Raw genomic sequence first — 17,884 nt, 5'->3', positions numbered from 1 at the left:
GATGTCGTGCGCGCCGCGCGCGAGGTGACCACCGCCGCCCTCGACGGCGACGCCGCGGGCGCGCTCACCGCGCTCGAGTCGCACCGCCTGCTGTGCGCGCACCGCCAGGGACCGTTCGGCGTCGAGCGCTGGGACCGGATGGCCGCCGAGTGGGCCGCCGCGGGCGGCGCCGGTCCCGAATCGCATTCGGCCCCTTGGTATCCCGGTCAGCCGCTGCTGGTCACCGCGAACGACCACGAGGCCCGCATCTACAACGGCGACACCGGCGTGGTCGTGCGCATGCCCGACGGCTCGCTGCGCGCCGCGCTACAGCGCGGCAGCGAGCCGTACCTGGTGCACCCGACCCAGTTCCCGGCCGTGGTCACCGTGTTCGCCATGACCATCCACCGCAGCCAGGGCAGCCAGTACGACACCGTCTCGGTGGTGCTGCCCGAGCCGGAGTCGACGCTGCTGACCAGGGAGCTGCTCTACACGGCGATCACCCGCGCCCGCCGCCACGTCCGCGTGATCGGCACCGACGAGTCCATCAGGGCAGGCATCGCCCGCCGGGTGCTGCGCGCCAGCGGGCTCTCGCGCCGCGCGGACGGTGGCCGGTGACCCGCGGATCTCACGTTTGCGGGCGGCCGGGCGTCTACCGAGTGTGAGATTGCCTCCGTTCGAGGAAGTGGTGGCCGAGTACGGCCCGATGGTGCTGCGCGTCTGCCGGGCGGTGCTCGGCCCGACGGACGCGGCCGACGCGTGGTCGGAGACGTTCCTGTCCGCGCTGCGTGCCTACCCCGACCTCGATCCCGACGCGAATATCGAGGCATGGTTGGTCACCATCGCGCACCGTCGCGCGATCGACGTCGGCCGCGCGCTCACCCGCGCCCCCGTCCCGGCCGAGACACTGCCCGAGCGGCCCGCCGCCGGCCCGAACCCGTCCGACTACGACCCCGACCTGTGGGACGCCCTGCGGGCCCTGCCGCCCAAGCAGCGCCAGGCCGTCGCCTACCACTACCTGGCGGGCCTGCCGCACGCCGAGATCGCCGCGCTGCTCGGCAACTCCACCGACGCCGCCCGCCGCGCCGCCGCCGACGGCCTCAAAACTCTGCGCAAGCTCTACCCGAAGGATGAATCATGATGGCCACCATCGACCGTGGCGACCCGGACGGCCTGTTCGACGGCCTGACCCCGGACCCCGCGCTGCTGACCGATCTGCGCCGCCGCCTGGCGGCCGATGCGCAGTCCGCGGGCCTGCTCGACGTCGCCTACCGCACCGTGGACACCCCCGTCGGCACGCTGCTGCTCGCGGCGACCCCCGCGGGCCTGGTGCGCGTCGCCTACCCCAACGAGAACCACGACACCGTTTTGCACACCCTCGCCGAGCGGATCAGCCCGCGCGTGCTCGCCGCCCCCGCGCGCCTGGACGCCGCGGCCCGCGAGATCGACGAGTACTTCGCCGGTACCAGAACGCATTTCGACCTGCCGCTGGATCTGCGACTGGCCGGTGGATTCCGCCGTCAGGTGATCGAGCATCTGAGCGATATCGGCTACGGCCACCGCGCGAGCTACGCCGCCGTCGCGGCCGCCGTGGGCAATCCCCGCGCCGTGCGCGCCGTCGGGTCGGCCTGCGCGCACAACCCACTGCCCGTGGTGATTCCGTGCCACCGGGTGGTGCGCAGCGACGGCTCGATCGGCCAGTACGTGGGCGGCCTGGCGGCCAAGACCACACTGCTCACTCTGGAGGCCGCGTGAGCACCGACAACCCCACCGCTGCCGGAGGCGATATGCGAAACATCGAAACTCTTGTTCCCCTGGGTGAACGAGTGGATGCGCAGGCTTGGCCTGCCTTGATCGAGGAGATCGACGCCTACGGCTGCGCCCAGACCGGCCCGCTCCTGTCACCCGACGAGTGCGCCGAGTTCACCGAGATGTGGGACGACACAGCGCGATTCCGCTCAACCATCGACATGGCCCGCTATCGCTTCGGCCAGGGCACCTACCGGTACTTCGCCGATCCCGTGCCGGAGCCGATCATGGTCCTGCGCTCGGCGTTCTACCGAAAGCTGTTGCCGGTGGCGCGTTCCTGGGCCGAGCGGCTCGGCGACCCCGCGCCGTGGCCCGACGACTTCGCCGACTGGCTCGACGCCTGCCACGCCGCGGGCCAGGCCAAGCCGACGCCGATCCTGTTGCGCTACACCGAGGGCGACTGGAACGCGCTGCACCGCGATCTCTACGGCGACCTCGTGTTCCCCTTGCAGGTGGTGATCGGGCTCGACCGGCCGGGCGTCGACCACACCGGCGGTGAGTTCCTGCTCGTCGAGCAGCGTCCCCGCGCGCAGTCGAAGGCCACCGTCACGGTGCTGGAGCAGGGGCACGGGCTGATCTTCACCACGCGGGATCGGCCGACGCCGTCGAGCCGGGGCTGGTCGCGGGCGCCGGTTCGCCACGGGGTCAGCCGGATTCGCGGCGGTATCCGCCACACGCTCGGCCTAGTCCTGCACGACGCGCAGTAGCGCCGGTGTACACGCTGCTCGATGCCGAGGGCCGCCCGTACCTCAGCCCGGACCCGGGCCGGTACGGCGGCCATCGGCGCGGCAGGATCTACGGCCGCCTGGACTGCCCGTCCGCCCTGCGCGCGTTGTCGCGCGGCCACTATCGCGCCCAGCGCGTCTTCTTCGCCGACGAGGCGACCGCGGTGCGCGCGGGTTATCGACCGTGCGCGGTCTGTCTGCCGGAGCGTTATGGGGAGTGGAAAGCCGCACAGCACAATGTTTCTCGGTGATCTCACGTTCACGGTTCGCTCGACGTCTACTGAATGACGACAACGCCGAACAGGAGCTGATCATGCAGACCGCCGCAGCAAGTACCGTCCACGCCTCGGCACTCGGAAACCTCCGTGTCGAGGCGAGCGGGGCGGGTGTCACCAGGGTGGCGTTCACCGACGACGCCGTGACCGCACCCATAGCCGAAAACTCCTGCGCGCTGGAGCATCTCGTCGAAGCGCTGGTGGAGATCGATGGGTATCTCGCGGGCACGCGTCGCGAGTTCACCGTTCCCCTGGATCGGCCCGCGCTGAGCGCCTTCGACCGGACCGTGCTGGAAACCCTAGAGGCCACAACCGCTTACGGCCGCACGACGACCTACGGCGCGCTCGCCCGCGCGCTCGGCCGCGGACCGGCGGACGCCCGCAAGGTCGGCGGCGCGCTGTCGCGCAATCCGCTGCTCATCCTGATCCCCTGCCACCGCGTGCTCGGCGCGGACGGCGCACTGACCGGCTACGCGGGCGGACTCGCCGCCAAGCGTGCGCTGCTCGACCTGGAGTCCGCCGATCTGCGCCTGCCGCTGGCCATCTGAGCGCCGCCCGGCGGTCCGGACTCGAACCCGGCGAGACTCGGACGACGCCGCGCCTTCACGAAACCGCAGGGGACGCCGAAAGACCGCTCTGTCAAGACCCGAAACTTGGCCCTCCCCACCGATGTTTCGGCCCGATCTTGTGGCGGTACAACGGAAGAGTGGCGGTTGTGAAGCATGTGGTTGCACTGATCGGTGTAGTGGTGGCGTCGGTGTGCTCCGTCGGTCCCGCGACGGCGGCTCCCGACGGTGCGCGAGTGGTCGAGGAGGCGTCGCTCGGCGGCTCGGTCTCCCGGATGGACGTCTACTCGCCCGCGATGGACCGGGTGGTGACCAACCGGGTGATCCGCTCGGCGGGCGGCCCCGCGCCCACGCTGTACCTGCTCACCGGCATCGGCGGCGGGGTGGACGGCATCTCCTGGTGGGACGACACCGACGTGCGGGAGTTCTTCGCCGACAAGCACGTCAACGTGGTGATGCCGGTCGGCGGCGCGTACAGCATGTACACCGACTGGCTCGCCGACGACCCGGCGGTCGGCCGAAACCGATGGCAGACCTATCTCACCCGTGAGCTGCCCGGTGTCCTAGACGCACAGCTCGGCACCACCGGACGCAACGCCATCGCCGGGGTGTCGATGAGCGCGGGCTCCGCGGTCGACCTCGCCATCCAGGCCCCCGACGTGTACAGCGCCGTTGCGGCGTACAGCGGATGTCCGTGGACCGCAGACGCTCTCGGCGTCGCGATGGTCAGCGCCCAGGTCGCGCGCGGCGGCGGCAACACGGCGAACATGTGGGGCACACCGGGCGACGCGATCTGGCGGGCGCACGACGCGTTCGCCAACGCCGCCGCGCTGACGGGCAAGACGATCTACCTGTCCGCGGCGACCGGGACGCCGGGCGCGATAGACGAAGGGGGACTGCCCTTCCCGCCGATCGAGGCCATCGCCAGCGCGTGCACCGCGGCCTTCGCGGGCCGCCTCGATGCCCTCGGACTGCCCGCGGTACACGTCAACCGGCCGGAGGGCGCGCACACCTGGGGCCAGTTCGAGACCGACCTGCACGACTCCTGGCCGCACCTGGCGCGCGCGCTCGGCGCCTGAAACGCCGGAATCTGCATTACGCTGCCCCTCCGGATACCTGGCAACCGGAGGGTGCATGTCTGACAACGAAACGGCCAGCCGCAAAAGGGATTCGGTCGCCACCAGCGCCGCGATCCTGGCCGCCGCGCAGGAACTGTTCGCCGAGCGCGGATACGAGCGCGCCACGGTGCGCGACATCGCGGCGCGGGCCGGGGTCAACCAGGCGCTGCTGTTCCGGTACTTCGGCAACAAGGACGAATTGTTCCGCGCGGCGATCGCGGCCCACGGACGCCGCAGGCTCGAGGAGGGGCCGGTCGAGGGCCTGCTGAGCAGGCTGCTCGCGGGGATACTCGAGCCGACCGGCTCGGTGGGGCAGGAGCAGTGGCTGCAGGCGGCACTGCGGTCCACCGGACACGACGACGTGGCCTCGGCGATCCGTCGCGAACTCGGCGACGAGTACGTCCGCGCGCTGTCCTCGCTCGGCGACGGCCCCGATAGCGAGCTGTGTGCCGACCTGCTGCTCGCCTGGGTGCTCGGCATCGGCCTGATGCGCTCGGTGCACCGCAGGGAGCCCTTGGCCGGCGCCGACCCGGCGACGGTTGCCCATCATGTGCTGCGCGCCGCCCGGGCGATCCTGCCGCGAACGGACGTGAATTTCCCGCCCTCGTAACGGAATCCGGCGTTGACGGGGCTATGTGACCTCCCTAACATGGACGTTGTAAGCATCCGCTTACATTGCTGAAGCGCCGTTCGGCGTCGGCCAAGGGAGTCCCGCATGACCGTGAAAACTGAGGTGCGCCAATACCCTTTCGGCGAACCTGTCCGCCTAGACATGGATCCGCTCTTCGCCAGGCTGCGCCGCGAGGAGCCGGTCTCGCGCGTCCAGCTGCCCTACGGCGGTGAGGGGTGGCTGGTCACCCGCTACGCGGACGCCAAGCTCGTCCTCGCCGACCAGCGGTTCAGCCGTGCCGTCACCGTCGACCGCGAGGACATCCCGCGGACCACGCCGAACCCGTCGCGGCAGAACTCGATGCTCAGCATGGACCCGCCCGAGCACAGCAGGCTGCGCAAGCTGGTCGCCAAGGCCTTCACCAGCCGCCGGGTCGAGCAGCTGCGCCCGCGCGCACAGCAGATCGTGGACGAACGGCTCACCGAGATCGAAAAGGCCGGTCCGGTAGCGGATCTGGTGCAGAGCCTCGCCCTGCCGCTGCCGGTCACGGTGATCTGCGAGATGCTCGGCGTGCCGACCCGGGACCAGCACCGGTTCCGCGACTTCTCCGACACCGTGCTGTCCACCACCGCGCACACCCCGCAGCAGATCGAGGACGCGCGCACGGCCCTCGAGGACTATCTCGCCGAGGTGGTGGCGCAGCGCAGAAGGCAGCCCACCGACGACCTGATGGGCGCGCTGGTCGCCGCGCGCGACAACGACGACCGGCTCACCGAGGACGAACTGGTCAACATGGGCATCGGGCTGCTGATCGCGGGCCACGAGACCACGGCCAACCAGATCGCCAACTTCACCTACGTCCTGCTCAGCGAGCCGCGGCAGTGGGCGCTGCTGCGGGAGCGGCCGGAGCTGGTGCCCGGCGCGATCGAGGAGCTGCTGCGCTACGTGCAGCTGGGTTCCGGCGGCTCGTTCGCGCGCGTCGCCACCGAGGACGTCGAGCTCAGCGGCGTCACCGTGCGAGCGGGCGAGTCGGTCATCGTCAACACCCAGGCCGCCAATCGCGACGAGAGCGTCTTCGAGAACTCCGAGGAGCTGGACCTGACCCGAAACGACAACCCGCACATGGCGTTCGGGCACGGCGTCCACCACTGTCTCGGCGCCCAACTCGCCAGACTGGAGCTCCAGGTCGCGATAGGCTCGCTGCTGCAACGCTTCCCGACGCTGCGCCTCGCGGTGCCGGTCGAGGAAGTACCGTGGAAGACCGGCCTGCTCGTCCGGGGGCCGAAGGCGCTTCCCGTGAGCTGGTAGGGGAACTGGTATGGCAGAACAACAGTGGCGCATCGAGGTCGATCGGGGCGCCTGCCTCGGCTCGGGCATGTGCACCGGCATCGCCCCGGAACACTTCACCCTCGTCGACGGCCGCTCCCAGCCGGTCAAGGAGGTCGTCGCGCCCGACGAACTCCTCGTCGACGCCGCCGAATCCTGCCCCATCGAGGCCATTCTCGTCCGCGGGGCCGACACCGGAGAGATCCTCAGCCCCGAGCAGTGAGCCGACCGCCCACTGCTCCGTCGTACCCGCCCGGCCCGGACTCGGTCGCTACAGGCCCAGTTCGGCCAGCCGGGCGGTGATGCGGGGGTCCGTGGTGACGATCGGGGACTCGCGGTGCACCCACGGATCGCCGCCGAAGTAGCGCTGGAAGATGGTCTCGGCCGTGCAGGTCGCCAAGGCCTGGGTGGACAGGGTCGGGTTGGGGCCGCCGAGGGAGTTGGGCAGGGCCGAGTTGTCGGCGATGAAAAGCCTTCTGACCCAGCGGGCCTCGGCGGTGGGGTCGAGCACCGAGTTCGCCGGCGACGCGCCGATGCGCATGGACGAGTGCACGTGTAGCAGCAGCGGCGCCCAATCCATCCGATACACCTTCTTCGCGCCGGCGGCGCGCATGATCTCGGCGGCCCGCCGGGCCAGGAACTCCCTGTTCTCCAGGGTCTTCGGGGTGCGTTCGCGCGGTGAGACATCGATCTTCGCGGGCGCGCCGTTCTCGTCGGCGGGGAACAGCGACAGGGTGATCCGGTTGCGTGGTTCGACGTGGTCGTCGGTCATGATCAGAAAGTTCAGTAGGTTGTCGATCCCACCCTCGAGCAGATCCCTGAGCTCGTCGCCGACCAGGCGGCCCGCCCGTCCGTCCCACGGGCCGGTGGGTCCGCGGCCGTTGTCGTAGACCCCGCGAACGCCGCTGTCGGACAGGCACATCGAGAACGCCTGGATCGCCGGGGTCAGGCCGATGGTCTCGATTCCGCCGTGCCCGGGGAACTCGATCCTGGCGGAGGCGTTGGCGCCCTTCGAGTTTCCGGTGTACTCATCGAACGCGCCGACCACCCAGTCGAGGAAGTGGTCGGTGTGGCCGCGGCCCACCCAGTCGTTGGGGTTGGGCAGCGCGCTGTTGAACCAGAGCCGCGGGCTCTGGGTAGCGCCGCCTGCGAGCACCACCACCCGGGCGTCCTCGGTGAACTGCTCGCCGCTGGTGTTGTTGCGCCAGGTCACCCCGGTGGCTACCACCTCGCCGCCGTGCTGCTCCGAATTGATCGACGTCACAAAGGAATCCGCGATCAGCTCGACCGGCCTGCCGCCCGGCCGCACCGCGTCGGCCGCGAGGCCGAGCGGCACATAGCTGTTGTCCGTCGAGCGCTTGGCGGCGAGATTGCGCGGGGCGTGCACCGGCTCGAAACACCCCTGGAAACAGTGCCCGCAGAACGTGCATCCGGTCGCGGCCGGATAGGTCAGCAGGTCGGTGCGGTCGGTGCGTCCCGCGTTGCCGCCGGGTTGCAGGATCGCGTTCTGTTGCGGCCGAAACGAATCGCCGGTCGTGGTTCGCGAGGTCTGCACGGGCAGCCCGATGTTCTCGCAGCCGCGGAAGGTGAGGGCCTCCTTGGTTCCCATCGCCGCGGTCTGCACCGGCAGCGTCGCCTCGACCCACTCCAGATACGGAACGAATTCGTCGTAGCCGAAGGGAAATTCGTGCTCGCGATCGTAGGCGGCGGCGTCCGGGCCCGAGTAGCCCTGGAAGACACCGGGATACGGCCGGGGACAGTTGGCGAAGTAGTGCGCGGTCGTTCCGCCGACCCCGGCCAGCTCCCAGACGAACATGTTCCCGGCCCACTCGCGAAACCAGGCCGGTTTCCGGCGATCCTGCGGGCCGAAGCGCAGAAAGCCGTCGTTGGGGTTGTTCGCGTCGTTCTCCGCGTGCGACCAGGTCGCTCGCGGCGCGGCGTGCCGCGGACCCGCCTCCAGCATCAGCACATCCAGGCCGCGACCGGCCAGCTCCGCCGCGGCGACCGGCCCGCCGCCGCCCGCGCCGACCACGATGACGTCACGCATCCGCCCGCACCTCCGTCCGTCCCTGGTAGTAACCGATCAGCTCGGGGTGGCCCTCGACGAGGCCGTGCGGTCGATAGCCGCAGATCTCCCAGGACGGCGGCCGCCCGGGCACCGTGCGCGTCGCGGGATCGAACATCTCCATCTCGGAGTAGACGCCGAAAGCGGTGCCCTCCAACAGGATTCCGCCGGCGAATCGGAGAAACCCGGCGCCGGAGCCGTGCAGCGCGCCGGGCAGCCAGCGGTCGACGAGGTAGACCAGCTCGGGGAGGGGTTGCTCGATCAGCTCGAGCACGCGGCACTTGTCGCCCAGGCTCAGCCGCGCGAACGGCGAACCGAGCGGGCCGACCGCCGAGGCGGGCGCGACGAGTAGCGCGCCGAAGTTCAGCACCAGCGCGACCAGGGCCGACAGCGGCAGCACCCGATCGGAGTAGGCGTAGCCGAGCGCCTGGTCGATCCGCATGCCCTGCTCGGGCGTGACGCCGAGCAATAGCGGTGCGGGAACGCCGATTTCGTCGAGGGCCTGCCCGAAGGCCAGGGCCAGCGGTCGGGTCAGTTGATCGCCGGCCGCCAGGTAGTTGTCGAACAGGTCCTTCATGAACTCGCCGCCGCCCGCCTCGATCACGCCCGGCCCGGTCCGCGGCGTGCCCTGCACCCGCGACCACTCGTCGGGTCCGGGGAACACCATCGCGCACACTCCGCGCAGCGTGTCCAGCGTGAAGGCGTCGACGGCGGCGAGCGGACCCGGCGGTGCGGCGCCTGCGACGGGGAAGGAGATCGCGCCCGTGCTCAGCGATCCGGCACAGGCCGCCAGCCAGGCGGCCCGGGCCAGGAAAACTCGGCGATCGATGGTCGAGTCCGACATCGTAGGCCCCCTGCCCGGAGTCCGAAAATAGCCTTATCCGAAGGTATCTCCGTTGGGTAGACGTCCCGACCGCTCCCCGCGAATGTGTGCCGATGACACAGACCCGCCGCCTCACCGATTGTGACCCGTCCCAGACACTTCCTCCGCCGATTCCGCGCCTGACATGGTCAGGAATCGCCCACGGACGTGTCCAGGAGGGTTTCCGTGGTTTGACGGCCGACGACCCCGCGCCTCTGCTCTACGCTGCTGACATGATCGAGTTCGGTTCGCGGGCAAGGCGTTTGCCCGCGCCGCCGTTCGTCGTCTGGGAGTCGTTGACGCGGCCCCGGCGACCCGGGGCGCGCCCGTGGCTCGAGCTGCTTGCCGACGAGGTCGAACCCAGGGTGCTGGCGTCCGACGAGCCCGACCTGGTCGTGTGGTCGTCGCTGTGGGTCAGCAGGCCCCTCGATCAGGTGCGTTTCGACCTTGCCGCGGTGGGTCGCGGTGGCACCCTGCTGAGATTCACCTTGCTCACGCCGGTGGAAGCGCCGGACCAGAGTAAGACCGGGCACCTGCGCCGCCGCGTCAATTACCTTGTGTTCGGTGCCCTTCGGCTCTCGTACGGTCAGTGATCACGCGGCACGGTCATAGTCGCCGATGCTACGGGTTCATGGCGCGGTCGAGCAGTGCCGCTGTCTCGGTGATCGCCTGAGTGAGGGACGTCGGGTCGGGTTCGAGTCCGGTGACGATCGTGTCGATGTCGCGCAGGCCGGCTCGTTGGAGCATTCGCTTCTCGTTGGTGGTCCATTCGCCGCGGGCGGCGAGGACGGCGTGGGCGGTGCACATCGCGGCGATGGTGAGGTTGGCGGCTACCTCGGCGGCTTGACCGCGTTGGGCGTAGGCGGTTTCGGCGTAGCGCAGGGTCATGGTGGCTCGGTTGTGCCAGATGGGTGGGGCCGAATCGCGCAGTGCCGCAGGGTAGGTGGGGGAGGGGAGGGAGCCGTGCAGGACCTTGTTGATGGCCAGCTCGGCGACCACCAGGTAGCTGGGAATGCCCGCGAGGTGGAACATCAGTGGCTCCCAATGGAATCGGCCCTGCTCGGCCTCGGCGAGCTCGTGCTCGACCACGTCGAGATCGCGGTAGTGCACGTCGACCTGGCGGCCGTCGATGGTGAACCAGGCGCCGCCGTTGAAGACGCCGCCGCCCCAGCCGCCGAGTTCGGAAACCTCACCGGGCCAGCCGATTTCGCGGAGGTCGGCGGGGTCGAGGGTGTCCCGGTAGTAGACGGCGAGGTCCCAGTCGCTGTCGGGGGTGTGGGTGCCCTGGGCGCGCGAGCCGCCGAGGGTGACCGCGCGGACGCCGGGGACGGCGGCCAATCGGTCGGTGACGTGCCGAAGGAAGGATTCGTCGGTCATAGAGGTCCTGAGGTAGGAGGAGTGATGACGGATACGGGCAGCACCGCCGAACGCTCGAAGCCCAATCGGCTCAGCGCGGTACGCGGGCGCACACGGTATCGGTCATCACTCCATGGCACGAATCGTACCGAGCTTCGGCGAGCGAGCGCGAATTCTTTTCCGGCGGCTACGGTTCGGGCCGTTTGGGGCGGGCCCGCAGGTGCGCGCGCTCACCCTGCTTGCCGAAGAGGCTGAGGAACTCGACCGGCTCGGCGGTGGCGGCCCCGAACCAGTGCGGCACGCGGGTGTCGAACTCCGCGGCCTCGCCGGGCCGCAGTACCATGTCGCGTTCGCCGAGCACGAGCCGCAACTGGCCGTTGAGAACGTAGAGCCACTCGTAACCCTCGTGGGTCTGCGGCGACGGCTCTTTGCGGCGCGACTCGGCCGGGATCACCATCTTGAAGGCCTGAATGCCGCCCGCTCTGCGGGTGAGCGGGAGGATCGTCATGCCGTGCGCAGTGACCGGACGCAGATGGATGCGCGGATCGCCGGTGGCGGGGGCGTCCACGAGCTCGTCGAGCGTGACGCCGTGCGCCCGGGCCAGCGGCAGCAGCTGCTCGAGCGTCGGGCGGCGGCCGCCGGACTCCAGGCGCGAGAGCGTGCTCACCGAGATGCCGGTGGCCGCCGACAGCGCGGACAGCGTGGTCTCACGCTGTTTGCGCAGCGCGCGCAGGCGCGGGCCGACCGCGTCGAGCGCCCTGTCGAGATCCTCGTCCATGGGTCCATATTGCCATATCGGCAACAAACATTGCGCATACGCTCAACCCGGTCGCATGGTGGGTCGCGGAGGTGGTCGAGATGACTGAACAGCTGAGAGACGGCTATGACGTGGTGATTGTCGGCGGCGGGGCGGCCGGATTGAGCGGCGCGCTGATGCTGGCGCGGGCCCGGCGATCGGTGCTGGTGATCGACGCGGGCGCGCCGCGCAACGCCCCGGCCGCCGGCGTCCACGGATTACTGGCCCGGGAAGGGATGACCCCGGGCGAGTTGCTGGAGCGCGGCCGCGCCGAGGCGCGCGGGTACGGCGCCGAGGTGATCTCCGGCGCGGTCGCCGCGGTGACCCGCGCGGACGACGGATTCACGGTGACCATGTCCGACGGCCGGACGGTGCGCGCGCGGCGACTGCTGGTGACCACCGGCCTCGTCGACGAACTGCCGGAGATCCCCGGACTGCGCGCCCGCTGGGGACGCGACGTGCTGCACTGCCCCTACTGCCACGGCTGGGAGGTGCGCGACCAGGCCATCGGCGTGCTCGGCACCGGGCCGATGGCGGTGCACCAGGCGCTGATGTTCCGGCAGTGGAGCGCGGACGTCACGCTGTTCGCGCACACCATGCCGTCGCCGAGCGCCGCCGAGGCGGAGCGGCTCGCGGCGCGCGGCATCGCGGTGGTCGAGGGCGAGGTGGCCGCGCTGGAAGTCGTCGACGACCGGCTCGCCGGGGTGCGCCTGCGCGACGGCAGGATGATCCATCGCGAGGCGCTGGCATTCGCGCCGCGCATGGTCGCCCGCGCGGATTTCCTTGCGCCCCTTGGGTTACAGCCCGCGCAGCACCCGTCGGGCATGGGTGAGCACATCCCCGCGGACGCGACCGGCCGCACCGAGGTGCCGGGGGTGTGGGCCGCGGGCAATGTCACCGATCTGTCCGCGCAGGTCGGCGCTGCCGCGGCCGCAGGCGCTTTCGCGGCGGCGCAGATCAATGCCGACTTGATCACCGAGGACACCGATCTCGCGGTGCGGGCTTACCGGAATACCTTCTCCGCCGAGAAAGAGGCGCGCGTCGGCGAATTGGTCTCGGCCGACCGCCGGCACGGACTCTGAATCAGGCCTCGGGAAACGGAATGAGCTCCAGGTGTTCGGCCGCCTTCGCCGTCCCGCAGGTGCTCCGATCGGTCACCAGGTGCACGCCGCCGCCGTGCGAGACCAGGAATCTGCCGCACACACAGCGCAGATAGCGCACCGCCCCGTGCGAGGAGACAAGCATCGGCGAGGGCCAGGAGCAGGCGGGGCAGGCGGCGGACATGGGAGCTAAGCCTGGGTATTGCGGGCGATCATTGCAATCTTCGCGACGGCGTGGCGACTGATCGGTATGGAAATTAGTCCGGGCGAAAGATATTCGCGAATGTTCCACACGACCCGTCGTTCAGGTGCGGGCCGGCTCGTCGGCGCGCTGGACGGTGGCGGGGATCAGACGCCGGGTGGTGCAGGGCGACCACCAGTTGGCGGGTCCCATCAGTTTCACCAGCGCGGGAACCAACAGCATGCGCACGAGGGTGGCGTCGATCACCAGCGCGATGATCATGCCCAGCCCCAGGAATCGCATGGGCGTCAACGGCGAAAGGGTGAACGCGCCGGTGACTATCACCAGCAGGGTGGCGGCGGCCGTGATGACGCGCGCGGTTTTGCGTGTGCCGATGCGCACGGCCGCCGCGGTGCCCGCCCCCGCGTTGTGCGCCTCCACCATCCGGGAAAGGAGGAACACCTCGTAGTCGGTGGAGAGCCCGAAGACCACCGCGATGATCAGGACGAGCATGCCCGCCGCGAGCGGGCCGGGGCTGACGCCGAGCAGGCCGGCCAGGTGACCGTCGGAGAAGATCCAGGTGAGCACGCCGAAGGTGGCGGCAAGGCTCAGGAACGCCATCAGTACCGCCTTGAGCGGCAACACGATCGACCGGAATGCCGCGAAGAGCAGCAGCACGGTCGCGGTGACCATGACGAGGATCATCCACGGCATGGCGCGCACGATGGAGTGCACGCTGTCGACGGTGGCGGCGGTGTCGCCGCCGATCCGCAGGACTGTGCCGTCGGGCGGAGTGAGGGCGCGGATGTCGTTCACTGTCGCCGTGGCGTTCTCGCTGCGATCGGTGTCCTTCAGGAACGCGTGGAACACGACGATGTCGTCGGCGCGGCCCACCTGGAACACCTGCCGGACGCCGCCGACCCGGCCGAGGGCGGCGCTCGCCGCGTCGACCTGAGCCGACTGCGGCGGTCCGTCGGTCCCGCGCAGCACGGCGGTGACCCCGCTGCTCGCCGCGGGGAATCCGGCGGTGAGTTCCTCGACGGTGGAACGCATTTCGTTGCCCGCGGGCAACGCCCGATGATCGATGTCGCCGAGTCGCACGCCGGTCAGCGGCGTGGCCGCCAGCAGCAGCACCGCGCCGACCACGACGGTGACCAGGCCGGGCCTGCGCAGCACCGCGTCGACCACCCGGCCCCAGAATCGTTCGGTGCGATCCTTCGCGCCCGCCTTGCCGATGCGGGCGCCGAACAGCGTGAGCATGGCCGGCAGCACGGTGAGCGAGAGCGCGGCGGCGAGCGCGACCGCGACGATCGCGCCGAAACCGAGCGAGCGCAGCACGGCCTGCGGAAACACGAAGGTGCCCGCGAAGGCGCAGATAAGCAGCAGCGCGGAGAAGGCGACGGTGCGGCCGGCGGTGGCGCAGGTGCGTTCGACGGCGGCGGCGATATCGCGGCCGCCCGCCAGCTCCTCGCGGAACCGGGTTACCAGGAACAAGCCGTAGTCGATGGCCATGCCGAGCCCGAGCAGCGAGGCGATATTGACCGCGAACGTGCTCACCTCGGTGAACTCGGTGAGCACCCGGATCGCGCCCATCGCCCCGAGCACCGCGAGCACGCCGACGGCCACCGGCAGCGACGCCGCGACCACGCCGCCGAACACCAGCACGAGGATGAGCAAAGTGAGTGGCAGCGAGAGGGATTCGGCGCGCACGAGATCGTGCTGGGACTGCTTGTTGATCTGGGTCGCCAGCGCGCTGTAGCCGGAGAGCTTGGTGTCGACACCCGGAACCCGCAGGGCCGCTTCGATATCCGGGTAGGCGGAGACCCGCCGGTTGTCGTCACCGGCGAGAAACACCACCGCCAGCGCCTGCCGGTTGTCGGCGGATTTCAGGAACTGTTTACGCGGCGGCACGCTGTTCCAATAGGTTTCGATCGGGCGCTGGAGCAGCGCGGGATCGATCGCGGCCAGGGACTGCTGGACCCGAGGCCCGATATCGTCCAAGGACTGCCAGTCCGGTGCGGTGTACAGCGCGACCGCGTCCGGCGTCTGCGGGCCGAAGTGTTCGCGGACCAGCCGATCGACCGCCGCCGACTCGCTGTGCGGATCGGTGAATCCCGCCGCGCTGACCTTGTCCGCAGTGTGCAGGCCGAGCAACCCGCACAGCAGCATCAGCCCGACCGCCACGGCGAGCACGATGCGCGGCCGGGCGATGACGAAGCGTGCCAGGACGGTCATCGCACCGGCGAATCTTGCTGCGCCAGTTCGGCCTCCAGCGTCGCGGTGATCTTGTCGAGCAACGCCTCCAGCCGCGGCTCGATGCCCGCGCCATTGCGGCACGACACCGTCAGCTCGATCCGCCCGCGCGACTCCAGCATGCCGAACAGCAGCGGCATCGCCCCGCTGTGCTGCGGCAGCACGCGGATGGTGCTGGGCGTCCAGCCGGGCACGGCGAGCTCGTCGAGGTCGATCCGGCCCATGTGGGAAACCGTGGCGGACACCATGTTCCGGTTGAAGCGCGCGCCGAGCCAGTTGCTCGCCCGCAGCACGGCGCGGATGGCGGCGGCGGGGAACTTCGACAGGCCGCCGTTGTCGAGTTGGTTCAGCTCGGTTCGCGCCTGGAGGCCGGCGCGCATGCGGGCGCTGACCGTCTCCCAGCTCTCGCCGGGGGCGACGTCGAGAAACAGCGGCAGGGCGAGGTTGCCGGTCGAGCGCAGCGCCGGGTCGTGCCTGCGCAGATCGACCGGCACCATGAAGCGCGACCTCGCCCCGGTCTCGGCGGCCAGGATCGCCGAGATCCGAGCGACCACGCCCTTGCCGGTCGCGTGAATCGTCCTGTGCCGCAACAGCCATCGCGACGCCGCCGGGTCCTGACGGCCGCGTCCGGTCGCCGCCGGGTAGGTCGGCAGCACCAGCGTCTGCCGACCCGGTGCGCCCACCCGCGCCACCAGCTCGGCGTCGGCGATCGGGTCGGGCGCGCCGACGGGGGCGAGGCCGCGCAGCGCGCGCAGCACATCCTCGACCCACATGCGCATGCCCATCCCGTCCATCACCCCGTGGAAGACACGGAACACGACGGTGGTTTGTTCACCCGTCAGCAGCAGCACCTCGGTGGTCCGGTCGGGCGTCGGCCCGATCGGGCTGTTCAGCACCGCGTCGTCCTCCAGCGCGGCGTAATCGAGCGTCCACCCCGGCACCACGCGGACCGCGGCCGCGACACCGCTGTCCACCCAGTGGTCACCGTCGCGCACCAGCCGCGCACCGGGATTCGCCGCGGAAGCCAGGTCGACCGCGCGCCGCACGGCGTCCGGGTCGAGGACGCCGACGCCGTGCACGACCATGTGCATCAAGAAGGGCGGGGAGACCTCCCTGGTGCGGAAGTACAGGCGCTCCGTCGGCGAGATCCTCCTGCGGAAGACGCCGCCGTCGCGGTGCGCTGCCGTGGTCCCCTCGCGGTGCGATGCCAGTGTCATAGTGCCTCCGTGACGACCGCGCTCAGCGCAGATTCCGGGTGAGTTCGACCGCGCCGCCCTGGGTTTCGAGCCACGCGAGGAAGGTGGACAGGCCGCTGTCGCGGTCCACGACCGGGGCGTAGCCGAAATCGCGGGCGGCGGCCGAGGTGTCGTAGGTGGCGCTGCGCGTCATCAGCGCGACGGCGTAGCGCGACAGCGGCGGCGACCAGCGGGTCGCGACCGCCGGTACGCGCCAGAGGGTTTCGACGACGCGCACCACGGCGTCGATCACCTTGGGATTCGGTGTCCTGGTCGGCGGCCGATAGCCGAGATCGGTGGCCACGGTGGCGAGAAAGCCCCAGACATCGGTCTTCTCGGCATCGGCCACGAAATAGGCCTTGCCGCCCACGGCATCCGAGGCCGCCGCCTTGACGCACGCCTCGACGATGTTGTCCACGTGGCACAGCGAGGCGTACACGGTGCGGCCGAACGAGATGTCCGGCAGCCGCCCGGTGGCGGTTTTGCCGAGCAACCGCACGATCGGGCCGGACCGGTCGCCCGCGCCCCAGATCGCCCGCGGGCGCAGCGCGCAGGTGCGGAATCCCACGGAGTTCGCGGCCAGTACGGCGCGCTCGGCCGCGGCCTTGGTCTCCGAGTACAGGTTCAGGTAGCGGCGCGGATAAGGGATCGACTCGTCGACGTCGAGCTGGTCGCCGCCGTGGTAATCCATCAGCGCGCTCGGGCTCGAGATGAACACGAACCGGGACGCGCCGCCGCGCCGGGCCGCCTCGAGCAGCCGTTCGGTGGCGCGAACGTTCTCCTGCCAGAACTGCTCTCGGGTTCCGCGCTCGTCCACCCTCGCGGCGCTGTGGAAGACGAGGTCGACGCCCTCGGCCGCCGCGGTCAGCGACGCCTGGTCGGTGAGATCGCCGTAGATCAGCCGCACCCGGTCGACGTCGTCGCCGAGGTCGGTCAGGTCGCTGGTGCGCCGCACCAGGATCGACACCTCGTGCTCGCCGTCGCGCACCAGCCTGCGCACGAGCGCGCCGCCGAGAAACCCGGAAGCGCCGGTCACCAGTACCGTGCTCATGACTCCGCCTCGCCGGCGCTCGGCTGCGCCATGCCGTGCTGTCGATTCGCTCGCTGTCGCCGGCTCATTGCCTCTCCTGCGTTCGCCACCAGGTCATTCCGAATATCTGCGTCAAGATCGCCGTCTCGACGGGCGAGCGCCCCGAACCCTCGGCCGCCCGCAGCGCGGGCCGGATCTGCGCCGCGTGCACCACGACGCTGAGGAACGCGTCGATCCACCACGCGGCGCGCAGCACCCGGTTTCCAGGCACCCGGTCCGCCGCGATCGCCGCGACGCCGCCGCCCAGATACAGCCAGCCGAGCACGGGAATCGCCCGCAGCGCGGTCATTTTCGCGTTCACCGGTGCGCTCCGATCCGCTTCGCCGCCCACCGCGCCAGCTGCTCGCGGCCGATCTTGGCGTTGTGCCGGATATCGACCGGAAACCCCGGATGCGGCAGGAAGTCGCCGATGGCGCGGGTGAGTTCGAACTCCGCCCCGCGTGCCCGCAGCGCGGCCCCGACCGCCGCGCCGTCGGCACCCGGGTCGAGCTCGAAGCACAGCACCGGCCGCTGCGCGCCGCGCGGGCCGACGCCGACC

General features: G+C 70.5%; 21 protein-coding genes and 1 pseudogene. 12 read left to right on the top strand and 10 right to left on the bottom strand.

Going from position 1 to position 17,884, the window contains the following annotated elements; genetic code table 11:
- The 10 genes from ON39_RS18780 to ON39_RS18735 form a co-directional block, all read left to right on the top strand.
- The coding region (locus tag ON39_RS18780) for an ATP-binding domain-containing protein (RefSeq protein ID WP_169335895.1) at nt 1-597 on the top strand (597 nt) is incomplete at its 5' end.
- Nucleotides 598-640: 43 nt separating this feature from the next.
- Complete coding sequence (locus ON39_RS18775; protein WP_211336425.1) at nt 641-1,120, top strand: RNA polymerase sigma factor; 480 nt, start codon at nt 641-643, stop codon at nt 1,118-1,120.
- A complete protein-coding gene (locus ON39_RS18770; RefSeq protein ID WP_083894539.1) occupies nt 1,120-1,734 on the top strand; it encodes a methylated-DNA--[protein]-cysteine S-methyltransferase in 615 nt (204 codons plus the stop codon). Before ON39_RS18775 ends, ON39_RS18770 begins: the two co-directional genes overlap by 1 nt.
- Before the next feature lie 32 nt (nt 1,735-1,766).
- Nucleotides 1,767-2,495, top strand: coding sequence for a 2OG-Fe(II) oxygenase (locus tag ON39_RS18765; protein ID WP_174412542.1), 729 nt, complete (start codon nt 1,767-1,769; stop codon nt 2,493-2,495).
- A gap of 5 nt (nt 2,496-2,500) precedes the next feature.
- A complete protein-coding gene (locus ON39_RS18760; protein ID WP_040735993.1) occupies nt 2,501-2,764 on the top strand; it encodes an Ada metal-binding domain-containing protein in 264 nt (87 codons plus the stop codon).
- A 62-nt stretch (nt 2,765-2,826) separates the two neighbouring features.
- Entirely contained in the window at nt 2,827-3,336 is a 510-nt protein-coding gene (locus ON39_RS18755) for a methylated-DNA--[protein]-cysteine S-methyltransferase (protein ID WP_040736024.1), read from the top strand.
- Between the two features lie 167 nt (nt 3,337-3,503).
- Nucleotides 3,504-4,433: an alpha/beta hydrolase gene (locus ON39_RS18750; RefSeq protein ID WP_174412541.1), complete on the top strand. Its 930-nt coding sequence runs from the start codon at nt 3,504-3,506 to the stop codon at nt 4,431-4,433.
- A 55-nt stretch (nt 4,434-4,488) separates the two neighbouring features.
- Nucleotides 4,489-5,082, top strand: a complete 594-nt coding sequence (locus tag ON39_RS18745) for a TetR/AcrR family transcriptional regulator (protein WP_040735986.1) — start codon at nt 4,489-4,491, stop codon at nt 5,080-5,082.
- Between the two features lie 105 nt (nt 5,083-5,187).
- Complete coding sequence (locus ON39_RS18740; RefSeq protein WP_040735983.1) at nt 5,188-6,390, top strand: cytochrome P450; 1,203 nt, start codon at nt 5,188-5,190, stop codon at nt 6,388-6,390.
- A 10-nt stretch (nt 6,391-6,400) separates the two neighbouring features.
- The gene (locus ON39_RS18735) at nt 6,401-6,631 is read left to right on the top strand and encodes a ferredoxin (RefSeq protein ID WP_040735978.1); all 231 of its coding nucleotides are present in this window, start codon (nt 6,401-6,403) and stop codon (nt 6,629-6,631) included.
- 48 nt (nt 6,632-6,679) lie between these two features.
- Here ON39_RS18735 and ON39_RS18730 read toward each other — a convergent pair whose 3' ends face one another.
- Nucleotides 6,680-8,455 carry a GMC family oxidoreductase N-terminal domain-containing protein gene (locus ON39_RS18730; RefSeq protein ID WP_040735975.1) on the bottom strand — a complete coding sequence of 592 codons (1,776 nt, stop codon included), beginning with the start codon at nt 8,453-8,455 and terminating at the stop codon, nt 6,680-6,682.
- Nucleotides 8,448-9,317 (bottom strand): hypothetical protein, encoded by an 870-nt coding sequence (locus ON39_RS18725; RefSeq protein ID WP_040735971.1) that lies wholly within the window; start codon nt 9,315-9,317, stop codon nt 8,448-8,450. The genes ON39_RS18730 and ON39_RS18725 overlap by 8 nt, the downstream gene beginning before the upstream one ends.
- A gap of 251 nt (nt 9,318-9,568) precedes the next feature.
- Here ON39_RS18725 and ON39_RS18720 point away from each other — a divergent pair, with 251 nt between their 5' ends.
- A complete protein-coding gene (locus ON39_RS18720; RefSeq protein WP_040736020.1) occupies nt 9,569-9,928 on the top strand; it encodes an SRPBCC family protein in 360 nt (119 codons plus the stop codon).
- Nucleotides 9,929-9,956: 28 nt separating this feature from the next.
- Here ON39_RS18720 and ON39_RS18715 read toward each other — a convergent pair whose 3' ends face one another.
- Together ON39_RS18715 and ON39_RS18710 are read right to left on the bottom strand one after the other, a co-directional pair.
- Nucleotides 9,957-10,712, bottom strand: coding sequence for a nucleotidyltransferase domain-containing protein (locus ON39_RS18715; protein WP_040735969.1), 756 nt, complete (start codon nt 10,710-10,712; stop codon nt 9,957-9,959).
- Nucleotides 10,713-10,878: 166 nt separating this feature from the next.
- Nucleotides 10,879-11,469 carry a helix-turn-helix domain-containing protein gene (locus ON39_RS18710; protein ID WP_040735967.1) on the bottom strand — a complete coding sequence of 197 codons (591 nt, stop codon included), beginning with the start codon at nt 11,467-11,469 and terminating at the stop codon, nt 10,879-10,881.
- Between the two features lie 80 nt (nt 11,470-11,549).
- Here ON39_RS18710 and ON39_RS18705 point away from each other — a divergent pair, with 80 nt between their 5' ends.
- Nucleotides 11,550-12,569, top strand: coding sequence for an NAD(P)/FAD-dependent oxidoreductase (locus ON39_RS18705; protein WP_040736015.1), 1,020 nt, complete (start codon nt 11,550-11,552; stop codon nt 12,567-12,569).
- Between the two features lies 1 nt (nt 12,570).
- Here ON39_RS18705 and ON39_RS18700 read toward each other — a convergent pair whose 3' ends face one another.
- The 6 genes and pseudogenes from ON39_RS18700 to ON39_RS18675 all read right to left on the bottom strand — a co-directional run.
- Nucleotides 12,571-12,771, bottom strand: a complete 201-nt coding sequence (locus tag ON39_RS18700; RefSeq protein WP_040735966.1) for a hypothetical protein — start codon at nt 12,769-12,771, stop codon at nt 12,571-12,573.
- Between the two features lie 120 nt (nt 12,772-12,891).
- A complete protein-coding gene (locus tag ON39_RS18695) occupies nt 12,892-15,003 on the bottom strand; it encodes an MMPL family transporter (RefSeq protein ID WP_040735965.1) in 2,112 nt (703 codons plus the stop codon).
- A complete protein-coding gene (locus tag ON39_RS18690) occupies nt 15,000-16,238 on the bottom strand; it encodes a peptide synthetase (protein WP_051186791.1) in 1,239 nt (412 codons plus the stop codon). Before ON39_RS18690 ends, ON39_RS18695 begins: the two co-directional genes overlap by 4 nt.
- Before the next feature lie 22 nt (nt 16,239-16,260).
- A complete protein-coding gene (locus ON39_RS18685) occupies nt 16,261-17,307 on the bottom strand; it encodes an NAD-dependent epimerase/dehydratase family protein (protein WP_040735964.1) in 1,047 nt (348 codons plus the stop codon).
- A gap of 64 nt (nt 17,308-17,371) precedes the next feature.
- Nucleotides 17,372-17,647 carry a hypothetical protein gene (locus ON39_RS18680; protein ID WP_083894537.1) on the bottom strand — a complete coding sequence of 92 codons (276 nt, stop codon included), beginning with the start codon at nt 17,645-17,647 and terminating at the stop codon, nt 17,372-17,374.
- Nucleotides 17,644-17,884 (bottom strand): annotated as a pseudogene (locus ON39_RS18675) (fatty acid CoA ligase family protein); the annotation flags it as partial. The pseudogene ON39_RS18675 and the gene ON39_RS18680, both read right to left, overlap by 4 nt.

This window comes from Nocardia tenerifensis NBRC 101015, assembly GCF_000308715.1.
In the GTDB taxonomy this organism is placed as follows: domain Bacteria; phylum Actinomycetota; class Actinomycetes; order Mycobacteriales; family Mycobacteriaceae; genus Nocardia; species Nocardia tenerifensis.
Note: the sequence above shows the minus strand (reverse complement) of the source record. Positions and strands in the feature narration are given on the sequence as shown.